This is a genomic window from Kitasatospora cathayae, assembly GCF_027627435.1.
Classification (GTDB): Bacteria; Actinomycetota; Actinomycetes; order Streptomycetales; family Streptomycetaceae; genus Kitasatospora; species Kitasatospora cathayae.
The window spans coordinates 6793414-6812419 of the sequence record NZ_CP115450.1 but is presented as its reverse complement, the minus strand read 5'-3'; the positions used below and the strand labels follow the sequence as shown (position 1 = coordinate 6812419).

The following is a 19006-nucleotide window of genomic DNA, read 5'->3' as shown; positions in this document are numbered from 1 at the left end:
GTGCGTCAGGCCTTCTCGGTGACCCCGGCGGAGTCGAAGGTGGCTACATCGTGCATCGCGCGGGCTGCACTCTGCACCAGCGGGAGCGCCAGCAGGGCACCGGTGCCCTCGCCGAGCCGCAGGTCGAGGTCGATCAGCGGACGCAGGCCCAGCTTCGCCAGCGCGGCCTGGTGGCCGGGCTCGGCGGAGCGGTGGCCGGCGATGCAGGCGGCCAGCGCCTCGGGGGCGATCGCCTTGGCGACCAGCGCGGCCGAACCGGCGATGACACCGTCCAGCACCACCGGGGTGCGCAGCGAGGCGGCGCCCAGCAGGAAGCCCGCGATGGCCGCGTGCTCCAGGCCGCCGACGGCGGCGAGGACGCCGATCGGGTCGTTCGGGTCGGGCTGGTGCAGGGCCAGCGCGGCGCGGATGACCTCGATCTTGTGGGCGTGGGTCTCGTCGTCGATGCCGGTGCCGCGGCCCGTGACCTCGGCCGGGTCCAGGCCGGTGAACACCGAGATCAGGGCGGCCGAGGCGGTGGTGTTGGCGATGCCCATGTCGCCGGTGACCAGCGCCTTGTTGCCCGCCGCGACCAGGTCGCGGGCGGTCTCGATGCCGACCTCGATGGCCTGGAGGGCCTCCTCGCGGGTCATCGCCGGGCCCTGGGTCATGTCGTCGGTGCCGGGCTTGACCTTGCGCGGCAGCAGGCCGGTGGCGCGGCCCTGCTGGACGGCCTGCGGCAGCTCGGCGGCGACGCCGACGTCCACCACGCAGACCTCGGTGCCGATCTGCTTGGCGAAGGAGTTGATCACCGCTCCTCCGGCCAGGAAGTTGCCGACCATCTGGGCGGTCACCTCCTGCGGCCACGGGCTGACGCCCTGGGCGTGCACGCCGTGGTCGGCCGCGAAGATCGCCACGCAGGCGGGCTCCGGGATCGGCGGCGGGCACTTGCGGGACAGGCCGCAGAGCTGGGCGGAGATGATCTCCAGCATGCCGAGCGAGCCGGCCGGCTTGGTCATCCGCTTCTGCCGGTCCCAGGCCTCGCCGAGCGCCTTGGCGTCCAGCGGGCGGATGCCGCGCAGGGTGTCCGCGAGCAGGCTCTGCGGCTCCTCGCCGGGCAGCGCGCGGTTGCCGTACTGCTCCTCGTGGACGACCCAGGCGAGCGGGCGCTTCTTGGCCCAGCCCTGCTGCTCGAGCTCCGGCTCGTCCGGGAAGGAGTCGACGAAGCCGACGCACAGGTAGGCGACGACCTCCAGGTGCTCGGGCAGGCCGAGCTCGCGGACCAGCTCCTCGTCGTCGAAGAAGCTCACCCAGCCGACGCCCAGACCCTCGGCGCGGGCGGCCAGCCAGAGGTTCTCGACGGCCAAGGCAGCCGAGTACGGGGCCATCTGCGGCTGGGTGTGCCGGCCCAGGGTGTGCCGGCCGCCGCGGGTGCGGTCGGCGGTGACCACGATGTTCACCGGGGTCTCGAGGATGGCCTCGATCTTGATCTCCCGGAACTGCTTGGCCCGGCCCTTCGGCAGCGAGTCCGCGTACGCCTCGCGCTGACGCTCGGCCAGGGCGTGCATCCGCTTGCGGGTCTTCGCCGAGCGGATCACCACGAAGTCCCAGGGCTGCGAGTAGCCGACGCTGGGCGCGGTGTGGGCGGCCTCCAGGACGCGGATCAGCACCTCGTGCGGGATCGGGTCCGGGCGGAAGCCGTTGCGGATGTCGCGGCGCTCGCGGATCACCTGGTGGACGGCGTCGCGGCCGGCCTCGTCGTAGCCGGGGGCGGCCGGGCCGCGGGGCTCGGCGGGCTCGGCCGGCTGCTCGTCCTCGGCGGCCGGCGCCTCGGACGACTCGACGGGCTGCTCGGACTGCTGGTCGGCGGGCTGCTGGTCGGCGGCCTGCTCGGGCTGCGGCCCGTCGGTGGCGGGCGCCTCGGCGGCCGGGGACTCGACGGGCTGCTCGGGCTGGGCCTCGGGCTGCCCGGCCGGCTGCTCGGTGGCCTGCTCGGCGGCGGGGGTCTCCCCCTGGACGGCCTCCGGCGCGACGGCGACGGCCTCGGCCTGCGGCTCCTCGGTGGCGGGCGCCTCGGCGGCCGGGGTCGCGGAGGGCTGCTCGGCGGTCTCGGCGACCGGCTCGGCGGCAGGCTGCGGCTCGCCCTCCGGGGCAACGGCCTCGGCGGACTGTACGGCCTCGGCCTCGACGATCTGCTCGGCGACGGCCTCGACGGCCTGTTCCGCGACCGGCTCGGCCGCTGCCTCGACGGACTGCTCGGCCGGTACGGCCTCCGGCTGTGCCTGCTCGCCCTCGGCGACCGGCTCGACGGCGACGGGCTCGGCAACGGCGGGCTCGACGGCAGCGGGCTCGGCGACGGCGGGCTCCTGGTCGACGGGCTCGGCGACGACCTGGCCGGAGGGCATCTCACCGGTGCCGGCGGCGGTCTCGGCGACCGGCTCGACCACGACGGCCTGGGCGGCTTCCACGGTCTCGGCGGCCTCCACGGCCTCCACGGCCTCCGCGGCCTCGACGGTCTGCTCGACCTGCTCGGCCTGCTCGGCCTGCTCGACCTCCTGGACCGCCTCCACGGCCACGGGCTGCTCGGCGGCCTGCGGCACGTCGGCGGCCGCTATGGGGGCGGGCTGCTCCTGCCCGGCCTCCTCGGTCACCGGGGCCTGCTGGGCCGCCTCGACCGTGGGCAGGCCGTGCGGGGTCGGCGCGGCGAGGAAGGCGGAGATCCGGCGCGGCTGACCGGCCGGAGCGGCACCCTCGGGCTGCTCGACGGGCACGATGCCCTCCGCGACGCCTTCCGCGGCGACGGCCTCGACCGCACCGCCCTCGACGGCGACGGCCTCGACCACGGCCGTCTCCCCGGCGGCCACGGCCTCGACGACCACGGTCTCGACCGCGGCGCTCTCCACCGCCACCGCCTCGGCGGCCGGCTGAGCGGCGGCGTCCGCCGGGACCGGCTCGACCACGACGGCCTGCGCGGCCTCGGCGACCGGCCCGGCCTGGGCGGCCTGGACCGCCTCCGGCATCTCGACGACCTCGACCACCTCGATCGCCCCGACCGTCTCGACGCCCATCACGCCCTCGACCGGCTGCCCGGCCAGCGGCACCTGCTGGTAGCCCTGACCCTGCGGCACCTGGTGCACCTCGGGCCCGCCCTCGACCGTGGCGGCCACCGGCGGCACCGGCGCAGCGGGCGGCGCCATCGGGGCGGCCTGCTGCACGCCCTGCGGCACGGCGCCCGGGACCGGCACGACGGCCTCGCCCATCGGCGGGCGGCCGACGACCGGGATGCCGTGCGCGGGCGTGCCGCCCTGCGACGGGCCCCGGTCGGCCAGCGAACGGACCGGCACCTGACCGGTCATCAGCGACGGGTCCGGGATCGGCGGGCCGGCGTGCAGCGGGCGGCGCGGCGGCTGAGCCTGCGTCATCGGCTGCTGGGCGTACGGCTGTGCCGGGGCGGGCTGCACCGGCTGCTGCTGGGCGTGCTCGCCACCGAGCACCGGCGGGTCCACCGGCGGCCAGGACGGCTCGACCGGGGTGCCGTCCGGCTGCGCCGCGAACGGCGCCTGCTCGGCCCCCCAGGAGCCCTGCGGGCCGGGCATCAGCAGGACGTCGTCCTCGTCGTCCAGCCCGTCCGGCTGGTCGACGAAGTGGAAGGCGGGGCGGGCGGCGCCCTGGTCGACGGCCCAGCCCTCGCCCGGGACGGCCTGGGGCGGCATGCCGGGGACGGTGAAGTTCGGCTGGCCCTGCGGCGGGATCACGCCCGCGCCGGGGGGCATCACGCCGGCCGGTACCGCCGGGTTGGGGATCACGCCGCCGTCGGTCGCGACGCCCTGCAGGGGTGCAACGCCCGCGACGCCCTCCGGTGCGCCGAGCGGGTCGGGCCCGGCGTGCAGGTGCTCCGGCAGTCCCTCGCCCGGGACGTGGCCGCCATCGGTCATTGTCAAAGCTCCTTCCAGGCCGCTGCCGCGCCCCTTGGCGACGCGATCACCGACCGCAGCGCCCATCCGCACGGGCCGGACCTGCACCGACCCGCCCCTCAACCACACGCGGCCGCCGCGCCGTGGCGCTGCGGCCCAAGTCCTTCCGGCGCGCTGCGGCACCCCGGCCCGGGCACCGACCGCGAGGACGGTGCCATCTGAAACAACGACAACCCGGAGCAACCGGTACGACCGCACCGGACCCTACGGCATTCTCCAGGTCCGGCACGCGGCCCGTCGAATTGCCCACACTCCGAGCGGAACCGGATTGCACCACGTCAAAAAGGTGACAAACCGACCGAATCGGGCAGGTCGCCGACGGCTGCAGCCGCCTGGGACGCCAGACTACCGGCCCGGCGCGCTGACCTCTCGAATCGGTGTCCGGATGCGACCTGGATCACCGCCAGGACCGCCCACGGCCCCGGCGCGCACCCGAGGCCTTCACACGATCTGCTCACCCCAGAGCAGCAGCGCGCCGCTCGCGCCCGCCCCGAGCGCCAGTGCGCCGCCCTCCTCGTCGGCCCGCAGCGGGGTGGACTGCAGCAGTGCGCCGTCCGCCCGGTAGCCGGCGGCGACGATGGACCGGTGGACCTCCTCCGCCTCGGCGAAGTTCCGGGCCAGCGCGACGAACCGCTCCGGCTTGCGGGCCAGCACCGCCCGCACCACGTCGGGCCCGCCGGACTCCACCACGGCGGCGTCCGGCTCGGGCAGCCCGCCCAGCACCTCGGGGCCCTGCCCGTGCACGGTCTCCACCTCGACCCCGTACCGACGGGCGTTGACGGTGAGCCGGGCGCAGGCCGAGCGGGAGGCCTCGACGGCGACCACCGCGGCGCCGAACCGGGCCGCCTCCACCGCGAGGGCGCCGCTGCCCGCGCCGACCGACCAGACGAGGTCCCCCGGACGTGCACCCAGACGGGCCAGCACCAGGGCGCGCACGTGCGCCGGGAGTGCCTCCGACGCGCCCGGCTCGTCCTCCGTGCGCCCGGCGCCCGCGTAGGCGTCACCGGGGAGCGCCCAGCCGCGTTCCGCGCCGGGGTAGCCGACCGGACGCCCGGCCAGCCAGCCAGCCGCCTCGCCGACCGCGCCGACCTGGGCGCCGCCGCCGATCACCAGCACCACGTTGGGGTCGCGCCAGACGTGGTCGGCGATCCGGTCGGAGGTCAGCACGGTGACGTCCTCCTCCGGAGTGCCGAGGGCCTCGCAGACCACGAAGGTCCGGTGCACCCCGCGCAGCATCAGGGCGAGTTCGCTCGGGCCGGCGCCCGGGGCGGTGAGCACCGCGACCTTGGGGTGGGCCCGGCAGATGTTGGCCGCGCGGCGCAGCCGTCCGCCGTGGGCGCTGACCACCTGGGCGTCCTCCCAGGGCATGCCGGCCCGGGCGAAGGCGTTGGCGACGGAGGAGACGGCGGGCAGGACTTCGAGTTCGAGGCCGTACTCGGGGCGGCGCAGGGTGCGCACCACGCCGAAGAAGCCCGGGTCGCCCTCGGCGACGACGACGGCGGCGCCGCGGTGCTCGGCGATCGTGCGGGCGGCCTGCCGGATGTTGCCGAGGGTGATCCGCTCGGCGTCCTCCGGCACCGGAAGGGCGTCCAGTTGGTAGGGCGCGCCGGCCACCAGGGTCGCCGCGGCGAGGGCCGCACCGGCGGCCTCGGTCAGCGGCGTACCGTCCCACCCGATGACCGTGATCCGGTCAGCCATCTGCGGCCGTTCTCCCTCGACTCGATGCGACACTCGATGCGCGGCTCGGTGCACGATCCCCGTGGACGACCGGGTGCGCGGTCTCGTCGCGCCGGTCGGGTCGCGCCCGCTGTGCGGCGCCGGTGGAGAGGCTACCGGGTACGGCCGCCCGGAGGCCGACATCTCGTACACATGTCCGTGCCGGGCGGGTGGCCGGACGGTGGCTCAGTCGCGCAGCACGTAGCGGTGGTCGCCGTGCCAGCCGTCGCGGTGCAGTTCGGGCGACTCCAGGTCCTCCGGGAGCAGGCTCCACAGGATCAGGTCACTGCGGCTCTCCTCCACGACCTCCCCGGACTCGCCGCGCACTATCCAGGCGCTGCGCAGCACGCCCTCGCTGATGCCGCCGATCTTCTGGGCGACCTGCTGGGCGGCGGTGTTCCCGGCGGCGGTGCGCATCTCCAGGCGCAGGAAGCCGCGGTCCTCGAAGAGCCACTGGGCGACGCCGAGGACGGCCTCCGGGGCGTAGCCCTCGCCGCGCGCCCAGGTGGCGGTGACGTAGGAGATCTCGGTGCTGCGCAGCCGCCAGTCGGTGTTGCGCAGTTCGACCAGGCCGACCAGCCGCTGGGTGAGGTGCTCGGTGACGGCGAAGACGATGCCGCGCCCGTCGTTGCGGTGGGCGGGGGCGAGGGTGCGGGCGAGCTCGGCCGCGTACCCCTCGGTGAAGGGGTGCGGGAGGTCCGTCCAGGCCAGCACGAGGTCGTCGGCCATCATGGCGGCGAGACCGGGGGCGTCGTCCTCCGCAAGGGGACGCAGCAGCAGCCGTTCGGTGCTGATGGCGGTCTCGGGGAAGCTCGCTGCCATGCCGTCTCTCCTCGCCGGGTCGTGAACACAACACCGTACGCCTCCGGCGCGCCCCGGGTATCACGTGGTGCGCCGGTCGCACGACGGTACGTCAGAACCCGGTCCGCCGTGGTGTGCCTGGTGCATACTGCCCGACCGGGCCCCCGCCGAGGTGCGGCGGGGGCCCGGTCGGGCGCTATGCGCTATGCGGTATGACCGTACGACGATCAGAAGGCCGGGATGACCGAACCCTGGAACGTGTCGTTGATGTACTTCTTGACCTCGTCGGAGTGCAGCAGCTCGGCCAGCTTCTTCACCCGCGGGTCGCTCTCCTTGCCCTTCTTGACGGCGAGGATGTTGGCGTACGGGTTGCCCTCGGCCTTCTCCAGCACCAGGGCGTCGGTGGCGGGCTTCAGGCCGGAATCGAGCGCGTAGTTGCCGTTGATCACCGCGGCGTCGAGGTCGGCGATCGAGCGGGGCAGCTGGGCGGCCTCCAGCTCCTTCCACTTGAAGTTCTTCGGGTTGCCCGTCACGTCCGCCGGGGTGGCGGCGGTGCCGGCGCCGTCCTTGAGGGTGATGAGCTTGTCGTCGGCGAGCAGCTTGAGCGCGCGGCCCTCGTTGGTGGCGTCGTTCGGCAGGCCGATGGTGGCGCCGTTCGGCAGGTCGTCGACCGACTTGACCTTCTTGGAGTAGACGCCCAGCGGCTCCAGGTGGACGGTCTCGACCGAGACGATGTCCGTGCCGTTCTTCTTGTTGAAGTCATCCAGGTACGGGACGTGCTGGAAGTAGTTGGCGTCGGCCGAACCGTCCTGCACCGCCGTGTTGGGGGTCACGTAGTCGGTGACCTCCTTGATGTCGAGCTTGAGGCCCGCCTTGGCCGCGAGGTTGTCGTTGACGAACTTGAGGATCTGCGCGTGCGGGGTCGGGCTGGCCACGACCTTCAGCGGCGCGTTCGGGTCCGAGGAGGACGAGCCCGAGCTGCTGCAGGCGGCCAGCGACAGGGCGAGGCCGGCGGTGGCGAGGACACTGGTGAACTTCACAACGTTGCGCACGAAAAGTGCCTTTCTGCGTGATGCGGGGAGCCGCGTCCGGAGGTCGGACGAGGGAGGTCTAGGAGGCGACGAGGTCCTCGTCGGGCGCCGGGGTGGCGGCGCGGGGCCGGAGCAGGCGGGTGCGTCCGCCGCCGCGGCCCCGGTTGGCCAGCCGGCGCACGGCGAGGTCGCCGGCCAGCTGGATGACCGTGACGATGATCGCGATCTCGGCCACGATGATCCACATGAAGGCGGTCTCGAAGCGCAGGTAGCCGTACCGGTAGGCGAGGTCGCCGAGGCCGCCGCCGCCGACCGTGCCGGCCATCGCGGAGTAGCCGATCAGCGCGATCACCGTGGTGGTGACGGAGGCGACGATGCCGGGCAGCGCCTCGGGGACGAGCGCCTTGCGCACCAGCGTCCAGGTGCTGCCGCCCATCGCCTGGACGGCCTCGATCAGACCGCGGTCCACCTCACGGACGGAGGTCTCGACCAGCCGGGCGAAGAAGGGGATCGCACCGACCGTCAGCGGCACGGTCGCGGCCTGCCAGCCGAGGGAGTTGCCGGTCAGCCACCGGGTGAAGGAGATCAGCGCGATCATCAGGATGATGAACGGCAGCGAGCGGGCGAGGTTCACGATCGCGCCCAGCACCTTGTTCACCGGCTGGTTCTGCAGCGCGCCGCCCTTGGAGGTGAGCACCAGCAGCACGCCGATCGGCAGTCCGAGCAGGACGGTGCAGACCGTCGCGACCCCGACCATCTGGAAGGTCTCCTGGGTGGCGGGCCACATCAGCTCCTGCATCTGGTCCCAGCTCAGGCCACTCATGCCACCGCTCCGTTCGCCGTACCGAGCACGTCCACCTGCAGGCCCTGCTCGCGCAGGTAGCCGATCGGCACCACGTTGTCCTGGTGGCCGCCGGGCAGCTCGACCCGCATCCGGCCGACCATCCGGCCGGCGATGGTCTCCACCGCGGCGCCCAGGATGTTGATGTCGATCTGGTAGGTGCGGGCCAGCTGGGAGACGAACGGCTGGGCCGGGGTGTCGCCCTGGAAGGTGATCTCCAGGACGGTCGTGCCAGGACGGCCGGTGCCGAACTCGCTGAGCGGGAACAGCTCGCGGGCCAGCTCCGAGCCGGGCTCGGCCAGCAGGTCGGTGAGCTCGCCGGACTCCACCACCCGGCCGCCGCGCATCAGGGCGGCGGAGTCGCAGACGGACTTGATGACGTCCATCTCGTGGGTGATCAGCAGGACGGTCAGGCCCAGCTGCTCGTTGAGGTCGCGCAGCAGCTTGAGGATCGAGCGGGTGGTCTCCGGGTCGAGCGCCGAGGTGGCCTCGTCGGAGAGCAGCACCTTGGGGTCGCCGGCCAGGGCGCGGGCGATGCCCACCCGCTGCTTCTGGCCGCCGGAGAGCTGGTTGGGGTAGCTGCGGGCCAAGGCGGCGAGGCCGACCAGGTCCAGCAGTTCGGCGGCCTTGCGGCGGCGCTGGGTGCGGTCCAGGCCGATGATCTCCAGCGGGAGTTCGACGTTCTGCTGCACCGTGCGGGAGGAGAGCAGGTTGAAGTGCTGGAAGACCATGCCGATCCGGCGGCGCGCCTCGCGCAGGTCCTTGCCGGCCCGGTTCTCGCCGCCGGACAGTGCGGTGAGCTCGACCCCGTCCACGGTGACCGTGCCGGAGGTCGGGCGCTCCAGCATGTTCACGCAGCGGATGAGGGTGGACTTGCCGGCACCGCTGGTGCCGACGACGCCGTAGACCTCGCCCGGGCGGACGTGCAGGTCGACGCCGTCGAGAGCGGTCACCTCGCGGCCTCGGGAACGGTAGACCTTGGTCAGGTCCGTGGTGGTGATCACAGCTGCTTCCGTGGGTCGGGGGCGGGCGGCGGTGTCGACCGGGCGGCCGGGTCGCGGCCGGCGGTGTCCTACGACGCCTCACCAGGGGGATCCGGACCAGCCACCCCTTGATCGTGGCCGCAGGAGGGCCGGGCCGCGCGACGGCGTGGCCCTGACGAGTCATCGGCGGCCGCGGGTGGCGGGCACGCCGGAGGGGAGGTGTTCCGGGAGGAGGGCGCGCTCGCACGGGCGGGAGCGGCGCCGGAGTCTCGCTTCGGGGCGCGAGGGGGAGGCACCCTCGACGGGGTGCCCGGGGGCGGTGGCCCTCAGCAGTGACACATTCGACGGCACATGGCACGCTCACCTGCCGGCAGCGTGCCGGTGGGGGTCCAGTTCGTCGTCGCAGTCATGTGAGCCAGTAAAACAGATCAGCCGAATTGCGCCCAACTGTTCGGCCGCGAATGTCCGCATTGCGGACACTCATCGCTCTGACCTGGGGCGATACGGCTCGACGCCGCCACCGGGGCGTCCGGATGGTGGCGGCGTCGAGGGGGCCGAGTACCGGCGGGGCTCAGGCGGTCGCGGCGAGCGGGGTCGCGGCCGGCTTCTCCAGGTGCACGAAGCTCAGCCGGCTGCTGACCTGCTCGACGGCGGTCTGCCGGTAGCCCTGGCGAGCGTACAGCCGCAGGTTGCCGAGGCTGCGGTGGCCGGTGAACAGCCGGTAGGCCTTCACCGGACGGTCGTCCTCGGCCATCCGGCGCTCCAGGGCCTCCAGGAGCCGACCGCCCAGGCCGTGCCGCTGCATCCGGGGGTGGACCACCAGGCGCCCTATCCGGCCGATGCCCTCGGCGTCGACGTGGCCACGGACGGTGCCCACCACCTCGTCGCCCAGGCGGGCGACCAGGGCGTGCTGCTCGGTCAGTTCGGTGCGGAGGCTCTCCAGGCTCTGGGTCAGGGGCTCGATCGCCCAGTCGCCGTACAGCTCCGCCTCGGGCTGGTAGCCCAGGTACTGGAGCTTGAGGATCTGCTCCGCATCTTCGGCCGCAGCGGCCGAGATGATCACGCTCATGCCCATGTGGAGGGGCCTCCCCAGTCGTCGTGCCCGGCGCGCAGAGGGTGGCGCGCTCACGCTCAGTATCCGAGCGTATGCGCCACCGTCAAGAGTGACGTTCGCCAGCGTGCTACCCGGGTGTCAGGTCGCCTCAACCTTCGGAGGGGCAGACGTGGCAAGGGTCACGCCGCGGCGGAGTGGGGAGCCGGGCGGGGCGTGCGGGGTGGGTGCCGGGTGTGGGGCGCCCGGGTGAGGCGGTCACGCAGGGCGAGGGGACTGGGAGCGGGGGTGGTCAGGGGTAGCGCTCGGCGTGGAGGAGCAGGCGTAGGCAGGCCAGGCAGCGGGAGCGGGTGGGGCCGATGGAGCCGCGCGGCACGCCGAGGCGCTCGGAGAGCTCGCGATAGGTGGGTGGCGGGTCCTCGGCGAGGGCGGCGATCAGTTGCGGGCAGCGGCCGGGCAGGGCGGCGACGGTCTCGCGGACCACCCGGCGGCGGTGTTCGGCGAGGTAGACGTCCTCGGCGGAGGGGACGGACGGAAGGGGGGTGCGCACACCGTGCATGACGGGCCCGGGCGGAGCCGGTTACGCCCGGACCGGGGCGCGCACGCGGGAGGGGCGCGCCGGTCGGACCGCCGCGCCCCTCCCCCGCCGCGCCAGGGATCAGCCCTGGACCCACTCCTGCTGCCGCGCCAGGTCCGCCTTCACCTCGGCGAGCTGGACCGCGACGGCCGAGGGGGCGGTGCCGCCGCGCCCGTTGCGGGCGGCGATGGCGCCGTGCACGCTCAGCACCGAGCGGACCTCGGGGGTCAGGTGCTCGGAGATCGAGGCGAACTGCTCGTCCGTCAGGTCCGACAGCTCGATGCCCTGGGCCTCGCAGACCTTGACGCAGGCCCCGGCGACCTCGTGCGCGACCCGGAACGGCACGCCCTGCTTGACCAGCCACTCGGCGATGTCGGTGGCGAGCGAGAAGCCGGCCGGGGCCAGCTCCTCCAGCCGCTCCCGGTGCACGGTGAGGGTGGCCATCATCCCGGTGAACGCGGGCAGCAGCACCTCCAGCGTGTCGCAGGAGTCGAAGACCGGCTCCTTGTCCTCCTGGAGGTCCCGGTTGTAGGCGAGCGGCAGCGCCTTGAGGGTGGCCAGCAGGCCGGTCAGGTTGCCGATCAGCCGGCCGGACTTGCCGCGGGCGAGCTCGGCGATGTCCGGGTTCTTCTTCTGCGGCATGATCGAGGAGCCGGTGGAGAAGGCGTCGTGCAGGGTGACGAAGCCGAACTCCTTGGTGTTCCAGATGATCACCTCCTCCGCGATCCGGGAGAGGTTGACGCCGATCATCGCGGTGACGAAGGCGAACTCGGCGACGAAGTCGCGGGAGGCGGTGCCGTCGATGGAGTTGCCGACCGAGCCGCCCTCGAAGCCGAGGTCGACGGCGACGGCCTGCGGGTCGAGGCCGAGCGAGGAGCCGGCCAGCGCGCCGGAGCCGTACGGGGAGACGGCGGTGCGGGCGTCCCACTGGCGCAGCCGCTCGGCGTCCCGGCCGAGGGCCTGCACGTGCGCGAGGACGTGGTGGGCGAAGAGCACCGGCTGGGCGTGCTGGAGGTGGGTGCGGCCCGGCATCGCGGTGTCCGGGTGCGCCTCGGCGAGGCCGACCAGGGCGTGCTGGAGGTCGAGCAGCAGGCCGCCGATGGTCTTGGCGTGGTCCCGCAGGTACATCCGGAACAGGGTGGCGATCTGGTCGTTGCGCGAGCGCCCGGCCCGCAGCTTGCCGCCGAGGTCCGCGCCGAGGCGCTCCAGCAGGCCGCGCTCCAGGGCGGTGTGGACGTCCTCGTCGGCGACCGTGCCGACGAACGCACCGGCCTGGACGTCGGCGAGCAGCTGGTCGAGGCCGGCCAGCATGCCGGCCAGCTCCTCGTCGGAGAGCAGGCCGGCCTTGTGCAGCACCCGGGCGTGGGCCTTGGAGCCGGCGATGTCGTACGGCGCGAGGCGCCAGTCGAAGTGGACCGAGGCGGAGAGCCTGGCCAGCGCCTCGGATGGGCCGTCGGCGAAGCGCGCGCCCCAGAGGCGGACGTCAGTTGCTCCTCGGTCGCCAAAGGGCGCGCCCGGGGGGGACTGCTGGGCGGTCATCGCGGTGGCTCCTCACACTTGTGCAGCGGGTGGCATAAGTATGCATGACCTCGTATGAAACACAAAACCCCGGCTGCGGGGACTTCCGCAGCCGGGGTCGGGGTCGGACGGTGCTACTGGGCCTTGGCCTGGGCGAGTTGCATGAGGTGGTCGGCCAGCGCCTGGCCGCCGGCGGGGTCGCGGCTGATCAGCAGCACGGTGTCGTCACCGGCGATGGTGCCGATGATCTCGAACACCTCGGCCTGGTCGATCGCCGAGGCGAGGAACTGGGCGGCCCCGGGCGGGGTGCGGAGCACGACCAGGTTGCCGGAGGCCGTGGCGGAGACCATCAGCTCGCCGGCCAGCCGGGCCATCCGGCCCTCGCTGGCCGACTCCCCCATCGGTGCGCGCGGCGTGCGGTCGCCGCCCTCGGCCGGGACGGCGTAGATCAGCGCGCCGTCCCGGTTGCGGATCTTGACCGCTCCCAGCTCGTCCAGGTCCCGGGACAGGGTGGCCTGGGTGACCACGAGTCCGTCGTCGGCGAGCAGCTTGGCGAGCTGGCTCTGCGAACGCACGGGCTGGCGGGTGAGCAGGTCCACGATCCGCCGGTGGCGCGCGGTGCGGGTCTGCGGGACCTGCGGCGTCGGGCCGGCGGCGGAGGGGCCGGAGCGGGAATCGGTCATGTGATTATTCTCCCGGACGACGGTCAACTCGCATCGGCCGGGGCACTCTCCCGGACCGTCCGGAGGATGCCCGGCAGCGCGGCGAGGAAGGCGTCCGCGTCCTGCTCGGTGAGCACCAGCGGCGGCGCCAGCCGGACGGCCTCCGGGACGGCGGCGTTGACCAGGAAGCCCGCCCGCTGTGCGGCGGCCTGGATCCGGGCGGAGACCGGCCGGGTGAGCACGATCCCGAGCAGCAGGCCGGCCCCGCGCACGTGCGAGACCAGTGGGTCGCCGATCGCCTCGATGCCGTGCCGCAGCCGCTCGCCGATCTTGCGGGTGTGCTCCAGCAGCCCCTCGGACTCGATGGTGTCCAGCACCGCGAGTCCGGCCGCGGCGGCCACCGGGTTGCCGCCGAAGGTGGTGCCGTGCTGGCCCGGGGTGAGCAGTTCGGCGGCCTCGCCGAAGGCCAGCACCGCGCCCATCGGCAGGCCGCCGCCGAGCGCCTTGGCCAGGGTGACGACGTCCGGCTCGATGCCCTCGAAGGCCTGGTGGGCGAACCAGTACCCGGTGCGGCCGATGCCGGTCTGGATCTCGTCCAGGACCAGCAGGGTGCCGGTCGCCCGGGTGATCTCGCGGGCGGCCTTCAGGTAGCCGTCGGGCAGCGGGATCGCGCCGTTCTCGCCCTGGACCGGCTCGAGGAAGACGGCGGCGGTCTCGGTGGTGACGGCCGCCCGCAGCGCCTCGACGTCGCCGAAGGGCACGTGGGTGACGTCGCCGGGCAGCGGGCGGAACGGGTCCTGCTTGGCGGGCTGGCCGGTGAGCGCGAGGGCGCCCATGGTCCGGCCGTGGAAGCCGCCCTGGAGGGCGACCAGGTGGGTGCGGCCGGTGCGCCGGCTGATCTTGAAGGCGGCCTCGTTGGCCTCGGCGCCGGAGTTGCAGAAGAACACCCGGCCGCCCTCGCGGCCGTCCAGCCGCAGCAGCCGCTCGGCGAGGGCGATGGTCGGCTCGGCCATGAAGAGGTTGGAGACGTGGCCGAGGGTGGCGATCTGCCGGGTGACGGCCGCGACGACCGCCGGGTGGGCGGTGCCGAGGGCGTTGACGGCGATGCCGCCGAGCAGGTCGGTGTACTCCTTGCCGTCGGCGTCCCAGAGCTTGACGCCCTCGCCGCGCACCAGCGGGACGCGGGGGGTGCCGTAGTTGTCAGTGAAGGCGTGCTGCCACCGGTCGGTGAGCTGCTCGTTGTGCGTCATGCCAGTCCCCCGGTCACGGTCGGTTCGTCGTCCGGCACGACCATCGTGCCGATGCCCTCGTCGGTGAAGATCTCCAGCAGCAGGCTGTGCTGCACCCGGCCGTCCAGCACGCGGGCGGTGCCCACGCCGGAGCGGACGGCGCGCAGGCAGCCCTCCATCTTGGGGAGCATGCCGCTGGCCAGATTGGGCAGCAGGGCTTCCAGTTCGCCGGCGTTGAGCTGGCTGATCACGTCGTCGGAGTTCGGCCAGTCCTTGTACAGGCCCTCGACGTCGGTCAGCACCGCCAGCATCTCGGCGCCGAGCGCGACCGCCAGGGCGGAGGCCGCGGTGTCGGCGTTGATGTTGTAGACGTGGCCGTCGGCGCCGCGGGCGATCGAGGAGATGACCGGGATCCGGCCGTCGGCGATCAGCGCCTTCACCGCACCGGCCTCGATGTTGACGATGTCGCCGACCAGGCCGATGTCGACCGGCTCGCCGTCGACCACGGCGTAGCGCTTGACGGCCGTCATGGTGTGGGCGTCCTCGCCGGTCATCCCGACGGCGAACGGGCCGTGCTCGTTGAGCAGGCCGACCAGCTCGCGCTGGACCTGGCCGGCCAGCACCATCCGGACCACGTCCATGGTCTCGGGGGTGGTGACGCGCAGGCCGTTGGTGAAGTTGGACTCCAGGCCGAGCTTGTCCAGCTGGGCGCTGATCTGCGGGCCGCCGCCGTGCACCACGACGGGGTGCAGTCCGGCGTAGCGCAGGAAGACGACGTCCTGGGCGAAGGCCGCCTTGAGGTCCTCGTCGACCATGGCGTTGCCACCGAACTTGATCACGATGGTCTTGCCGTGGAAGCGCTCCAGCCAGGGCAGCGCCTCGATCAGCGTCATGGCCTTGGGCAACGCGGTGTTGTTGCGGGCCTGTTCGCCCTTGGGTGCGATCTGCACGGGGATTCCCTCGTCGATGGGGGTCCCCCCGGCCGGAGGCTGGGGGAGGATGTCGCGGATCGGCGGATCAGCCGGTCAACGGGTCAGCGGGTCAGCGGGTCAGCGGGTCAGCGGGTCAGCGGGTCAGCGGGTCAGCTGGAGTAGGCGCTGTTCTCGTGGACGTAGTCGGCCGTGAGGTCGTTGGTCCACAGCGAGGCGTTCGCCGTACCGGCGTTGAGGTTCGCGGTGATGACGACGTCGCGGGCCTTCATGTCGACCAGCTCGCGGTCCTCGCCCACGCCGCCGTCCTTGCAGACCCAGACGCCGTTGATGGCCACGTCGAGCCGGTCGGGGTCGAAGGCGGCGCTGGTGGTGCCGATGGCGGACAGCACCCGGCCCCAGTTGGGGTCCTCGCCGTGGATGGCGCACTTGAGCAGGTTGTTGCGGCTGATCGTGCGGGCGACCTCGACGGCCTCATCCTCAGTGGCGGCGCCGGTGACGTCGATCCGGATGTCCTTGCTGGCGCCCTCGGCGTCGCCGATCAGCTGACGGGCCAGGTCGGCGCTGACGGTGCGGACGGCCTCGGCGAACTCGGCCCGGTCCGGGGTGATGCCGGTGGCGCCGGAGGCGAGCAGCAGCACGGTGTCGTTGGTCGACATGCAGCCGTCGGAGTCGATCCGGTCGAAGGTGGTGCGGGTGGCGCCGCGCAGCGCGGCGTCCAGGGCGGCGCAGTCCAGGTCGGCGTCGGTGGTGAGCACGACCAGCATGGTGGCCAGGCTCGGGGCGAGCATGCCCGCGCCCTTGGCCATGCCGCCGACCGTCCAGCCGGCCGGGCTGGTGAACTGGGCGGTCTTGTGCACGGTGTCGGTGGTCTTGATGGCGATCGCGGCGGCCTCGCCACCGGTCTCGCTGAGCTGCTGGGCGGCCAGGGTGACGCCGGGAAGCAGGATGTCCATCGGCAGCCGGACGCCGATCAGGCCGGTGGAGGCGACGGCGACCTCGCCGGCGTTGAGGTCGAGCTCCGCGGCGACCTTCTCCGCCGTGGCGTGGGTGTCCTGGAAGCCGGCCGGGCCGGTGCAGGCGTTGGCGCCACCGGAGTTGAGCACGACGGCGGAGACCTGACCACCCTTGAGGACCTGCTGGGACCAGAGCACGGGCGCGGCCTTGACCCGGTTGGCGGTGAAGACGCCGGCCGCGGCGAGCGAGGGGCCGTCGTTGACCACCAGGGCGAGGTCCGGGGTGCCGGAGGCCTTGATGCCCGCGGTCACGCCGGCGGCGCGGAAGCCCTTGGCGGCGGTCACGCCGGTGTTCGGGATGGTCACGGTGCGACTCCGTTCAGGGGAAGGCCCAGCTCCTCGGGCAGGCCGAGGGCGATGTTCATGCTCTGCACCGCGCCGCCCGCGGTGCCCTTGACCAGGTTGTCGATCGCGCTGATCGCGATGATCCGCCCGGCGGTGGCGTCCAGGGCGACCTGGATCAGGGCGGTGTTGGCGCCGTAGACGCTGCTGGTCTGCGGCCACTGCCCCTCGGGCAGCAGGCGGACGAAGGGCTCGTCCGCGTACGCCTCGGCGTAGGCCGCACGCAGGCTCTCGGCACTCACGCCCGGCTTCGCCTTGGCGGAGCAGGTGGCGAGGATGCCGCGCGGCATCGGGACGAGGGTGGGGGTGAAGGAGACGGTGACCGGCTCGCCGGCGAGCGGGGTGAGGTTCTGCACCATCTCCGGGGTGTGCCGGTGCACGCCGCCGACGCCGTACGGGCTGACGCTGCCCATGACCTCGCTGCCGAGCAGGTGGGGCTTGGCGGCCTTGCCCGCACCGGACGTGCCGGAGGCGGCGACCACCACGGCCTCCGGCTCGGCGAGCCCGGCCGCGTACGCCGGGAAGAGCGCCAGGGAGACGGCCGTCGGGTAGCAACCGGGCACGGCGATCCGGTTGCTGCCCTTCAACGCAGCGCGGTGGCCGGGGAGTTCGGGCAGGCCGTAGGGCCAGGTGCCGGCGTGGGCGGAGCCGTAGAACTGCTCCCAGTCGGTGGCGGACTTGAGCCGGAAGTCGGCGCCGCAGTCGACCACCAGGACGTTCTGGCCGAGGGCCTCGGCGACGGCGGCGGACTGACCGTGCGGCAGCGCCAGGAACACCACGTCGTGGTCGGCCAGCACCTCGGGGGTGGTGGGCTCGAGGACGCGGTCGGCCAGCGGGAGCAGGTGCGGCTGCAGCTCGCCCAGTCTGCTGCCCGCGTTCGAGCCGCCGGTCAGCGCCCCGATCTCCACCTCGGGGTGGCCGAGCAGCAGGCGCAGCACCTCGCCGCCCGCGTATCCGCTCGCGCCGGCGACGGCGACTCGCAATGCCATGGCGTTCCTCCTTCGTCGTGGCATGAATATACGCGCGGAGGAAAAGTCATGCAAGGCTGGGTAGGCGAACCGCACGGCCGGCCATGCGCTGTCGGCACGGCTTCCGGATCGGGACGGCGCTGCCGAACCGCCGCGCGGGCTACCGCTTGACCGCGCGCAGCACCACGAACTTGGGGTTGCCGGCGACGAGTTGGCAGTTGCCGAACAGCTTGCGCAGCTTGACGTGATACCCGAGGTGGCGGTTGCCGACCACCCACAGCTCGCCGCCCGGCCGCAGCGCGCGCCGGGCGCCGGTGAACATCCGCCAGGCGGTGGCGTCGGTGGTGGCCTGGTGGGAGTGGAACGGCGGGTTGTTGAGCACCAGGTCCACCGAGCCGGGGGCGAACACCGCCGGGTCGAGCGCGTCGGCGGTGCGGAACTCGGCCGGGGCCTCCGGGCCCAGATTGGTCCGGAAGGTCTCCTCTGCGGAGGCCACCGCCTGGTGGGACTCGTCCACGAACACCAGCTCGGCGCCCGGCCCGGCCAGTGCGGCGGCCGTACCGACCACGCCGTTGCCGCAGCCCAGGTCGACCACCCGGTCGCCGGGGGCGGGGGTGGGCAGGTGGGCCAGGAAGAAGCGGGTGCCGATGTCGAGCCGCTCGGCGCAGAAGGTGCCGGCGTGGTTGACCACCGTACGGCCGGCGGCGGCGCCGATGTCCGGCGGCAGCGCGTAGCGGTGCGGCCACGGGCTGGGGCCGGGGTCGAGCGCCGGATCGGGGGTGCAGAAGATCAGCCGGGCCTTGCGGACGGCCAGCGAGGTGCGGGTCGGGCCGAGGACCTTCTCGAACAGCTGCAGGGTGGAGGTGTGGATCTCGGTCACCATGCCGGTGCCGACCACGACCGTGCCGGGGTGGACCGCCGGGGCGAGCCGGTGCAGCTGGTCCTCCAGCAGGGCCAGGCTCTTGGGGACGCGCACCAGCAGGACGTCGATCCGCTCCGGCGGGGTGTCCCGGGTGGTGAGCAGCCGGGCCTCGTCGACGGCGGCACCGGCCCGGGCGAGGTTCTCCCGGGTGGCCTGCCGGCCGAGGTGGGAGTCGGTGATCTGGACCGGTTCGTACGGCGCCAGTGCGGTGGTCAGCGCGCCCCAGCGGTCGCCGAGGACGGCGATCCGGCGGCCGGCCAGCTCGGTCGCGGCGCCGTCGGCGCTGTCGGCCTCGCCGGCGAGGTGGCGCAGCAGGTACTCGTCGGCGGCGTCCCAGGCCCGCAACCGCTCGCGCGGGTCCGCCGGGAAGCGGGTGAGGTCGAGGGCGCCCCAGGGCGTCGCCAGCGAGGTGACCGGCGGGGACGCGGGGGGCGTGGTCTGCGGATTCATCGTGTTCTCAGGCTATC

General features: G+C 73.6%; 15 protein-coding genes. All 15 read right to left on the bottom strand.

The genetic code is table 11. The features are described from left to right. Positions 1 to 5 precede the first annotated feature (5 nt). The 15 genes from cobT to O1G21_RS30900 all read right to left on the bottom strand — a co-directional run bounded on the left by cobT (position 6) and on the right by O1G21_RS30900 (position 18944). Complete coding sequence (gene cobT / locus O1G21_RS30970; RefSeq protein ID WP_270148309.1) at positions 6 to 3914, bottom strand: nicotinate-nucleotide--dimethylbenzimidazole phosphoribosyltransferase; 3909 nt, start codon at positions 3912 to 3914, stop codon at positions 6 to 8. A gap of 480 nt (positions 3915 to 4394) precedes the next feature. Then, positions 4395 to 5651: a precorrin-6y C5,15-methyltransferase (decarboxylating) subunit CbiE gene (gene cbiE / locus O1G21_RS30965; RefSeq protein ID WP_270148307.1), complete on the bottom strand. Its 1257-nt coding sequence runs from the start codon at positions 5649 to 5651 to the stop codon at positions 4395 to 4397. A 204-nt stretch (positions 5652 to 5855) separates the two neighbouring features. Continuing rightward, the gene (locus O1G21_RS30960; RefSeq protein ID WP_270148305.1) at positions 5856 to 6491 is read right to left on the bottom strand and encodes a GNAT family N-acetyltransferase; all 636 of its coding nucleotides are present in this window, start codon (positions 6489 to 6491) and stop codon (positions 5856 to 5858) included. A 206-nt stretch (positions 6492 to 6697) separates the two neighbouring features. Further along, on the bottom strand, positions 6698 to 7522 hold the full coding sequence (locus O1G21_RS30955; RefSeq protein ID WP_270148304.1) for a MetQ/NlpA family ABC transporter substrate-binding protein: 825 nt from the start codon (positions 7520 to 7522) through the stop codon (positions 6698 to 6700). A 58-nt stretch (positions 7523 to 7580) separates the two neighbouring features. Beyond that, a complete protein-coding gene (locus tag O1G21_RS30950) occupies positions 7581 to 8315 on the bottom strand; it encodes a methionine ABC transporter permease (RefSeq protein WP_270151353.1) in 735 nt (244 codons plus the stop codon). A 5-nt stretch (positions 8316 to 8320) separates the two neighbouring features. After that, positions 8321 to 9346: a methionine ABC transporter ATP-binding protein gene (locus O1G21_RS30945; RefSeq protein ID WP_270148303.1), complete on the bottom strand. Its 1026-nt coding sequence runs from the start codon at positions 9344 to 9346 to the stop codon at positions 8321 to 8323. A 550-nt stretch (positions 9347 to 9896) separates the two neighbouring features. After that, a complete protein-coding gene (locus O1G21_RS30940) occupies positions 9897 to 10400 on the bottom strand; it encodes a GNAT family N-acetyltransferase (protein ID WP_270148302.1) in 504 nt (167 codons plus the stop codon). 268 nt (positions 10401 to 10668) lie between these two features. Next, the gene (locus tag O1G21_RS30935) at positions 10669 to 10926 is read right to left on the bottom strand and encodes a sigma-70 RNA polymerase sigma factor region 4 domain-containing protein (RefSeq protein WP_270148300.1); all 258 of its coding nucleotides are present in this window, start codon (positions 10924 to 10926) and stop codon (positions 10669 to 10671) included. Positions 10927 to 11034: 108 nt separating this feature from the next. Beyond that, positions 11035 to 12492 (bottom strand): argininosuccinate lyase, encoded by a 1458-nt coding sequence (gene argH / locus O1G21_RS30930; protein WP_270148299.1) that lies wholly within the window; start codon positions 12490 to 12492, stop codon positions 11035 to 11037. A gap of 113 nt (positions 12493 to 12605) precedes the next feature. Beyond that, positions 12606 to 13154: an arginine repressor gene (locus O1G21_RS30925; protein ID WP_270148298.1), complete on the bottom strand. Its 549-nt coding sequence runs from the start codon at positions 13152 to 13154 to the stop codon at positions 12606 to 12608. Positions 13155 to 13177: 23 nt separating this feature from the next. Continuing rightward, positions 13178 to 14383 (bottom strand): acetylornithine transaminase, encoded by a 1206-nt coding sequence (locus O1G21_RS30920; protein ID WP_270148297.1) that lies wholly within the window; start codon positions 14381 to 14383, stop codon positions 13178 to 13180. Next, a complete protein-coding gene (gene argB, locus O1G21_RS30915; RefSeq protein ID WP_270151352.1) occupies positions 14380 to 15255 on the bottom strand; it encodes an acetylglutamate kinase in 876 nt (291 codons plus the stop codon). Before argB ends, O1G21_RS30920 begins: the two co-directional genes overlap by 4 nt. 188 nt (positions 15256 to 15443) lie before the next feature. Further along, positions 15444 to 16607: a bifunctional glutamate N-acetyltransferase/amino-acid acetyltransferase ArgJ gene (gene argJ, locus O1G21_RS30910; protein WP_270151351.1), complete on the bottom strand. Its 1164-nt coding sequence runs from the start codon at positions 16605 to 16607 to the stop codon at positions 15444 to 15446. Positions 16608 to 16609: 2 nt separating this feature from the next. Beyond that, complete coding sequence (gene argC, locus O1G21_RS30905; protein ID WP_270148295.1) at positions 16610 to 17638, bottom strand: N-acetyl-gamma-glutamyl-phosphate reductase; 1029 nt, start codon at positions 17636 to 17638, stop codon at positions 16610 to 16612. Positions 17639 to 17777: 139 nt separating this feature from the next. Next, positions 17778 to 18944: a methyltransferase gene (locus O1G21_RS30900; RefSeq protein WP_270151349.1), complete on the bottom strand. Its 1167-nt coding sequence runs from the start codon at positions 18942 to 18944 to the stop codon at positions 17778 to 17780. Positions 18945 to 19006 lie beyond the last annotated feature (62 nt).

What these genes read in the sequence shown, in the direction of transcription:
- O1G21_RS30925 (WP_270148298.1), bottom strand. Translation starts at nt 13,154, where the DNA reads ATGACCGATTCCCGCTCCGGCCCCTCCGCCGCCGGCCCGACGCCGCAG.
- O1G21_RS30920 (WP_270148297.1), bottom strand. Translation starts at nt 14,383, where the DNA reads ATGACGCACAACGAGCAGCTCACCGACCGGTGGCAGCACGCCTTCACT.
- cbiE (WP_270148307.1), bottom strand. Translation starts at nt 5,651, where the DNA reads ATGGCTGACCGGATCACGGTCATCGGGTGGGACGGTACGCCGCTGACC.
- O1G21_RS30940 (WP_270148302.1), bottom strand. Translation starts at nt 10,400, where the DNA reads ATGGGCATGAGCGTGATCATCTCGGCCGCTGCGGCCGAAGATGCGGAG.
- argH (WP_270148299.1), bottom strand. Translation starts at nt 12,492, where the DNA reads ATGACCGCCCAGCAGTCCCCCCCGGGCGCGCCCTTTGGCGACCGAGGA.
- argB (WP_270151352.1), bottom strand. Translation starts at nt 15,255, where the DNA reads ATGACGCTGATCGAGGCGCTGCCCTGGCTGGAGCGCTTCCACGGCAAG.
- cobT (WP_270148309.1), bottom strand. Translation starts at nt 3,914, where the DNA reads ATGACCGATGGCGGCCACGTCCCGGGCGAGGGACTGCCGGAGCACCTG.
- O1G21_RS30960 (WP_270148305.1), bottom strand. Translation starts at nt 6,491, where the DNA reads ATGGCAGCGAGCTTCCCCGAGACCGCCATCAGCACCGAACGGCTGCTG.
- argC (WP_270148295.1), bottom strand. Translation starts at nt 17,638, where the DNA reads ATGGCATTGCGAGTCGCCGTCGCCGGCGCGAGCGGATACGCGGGCGGC.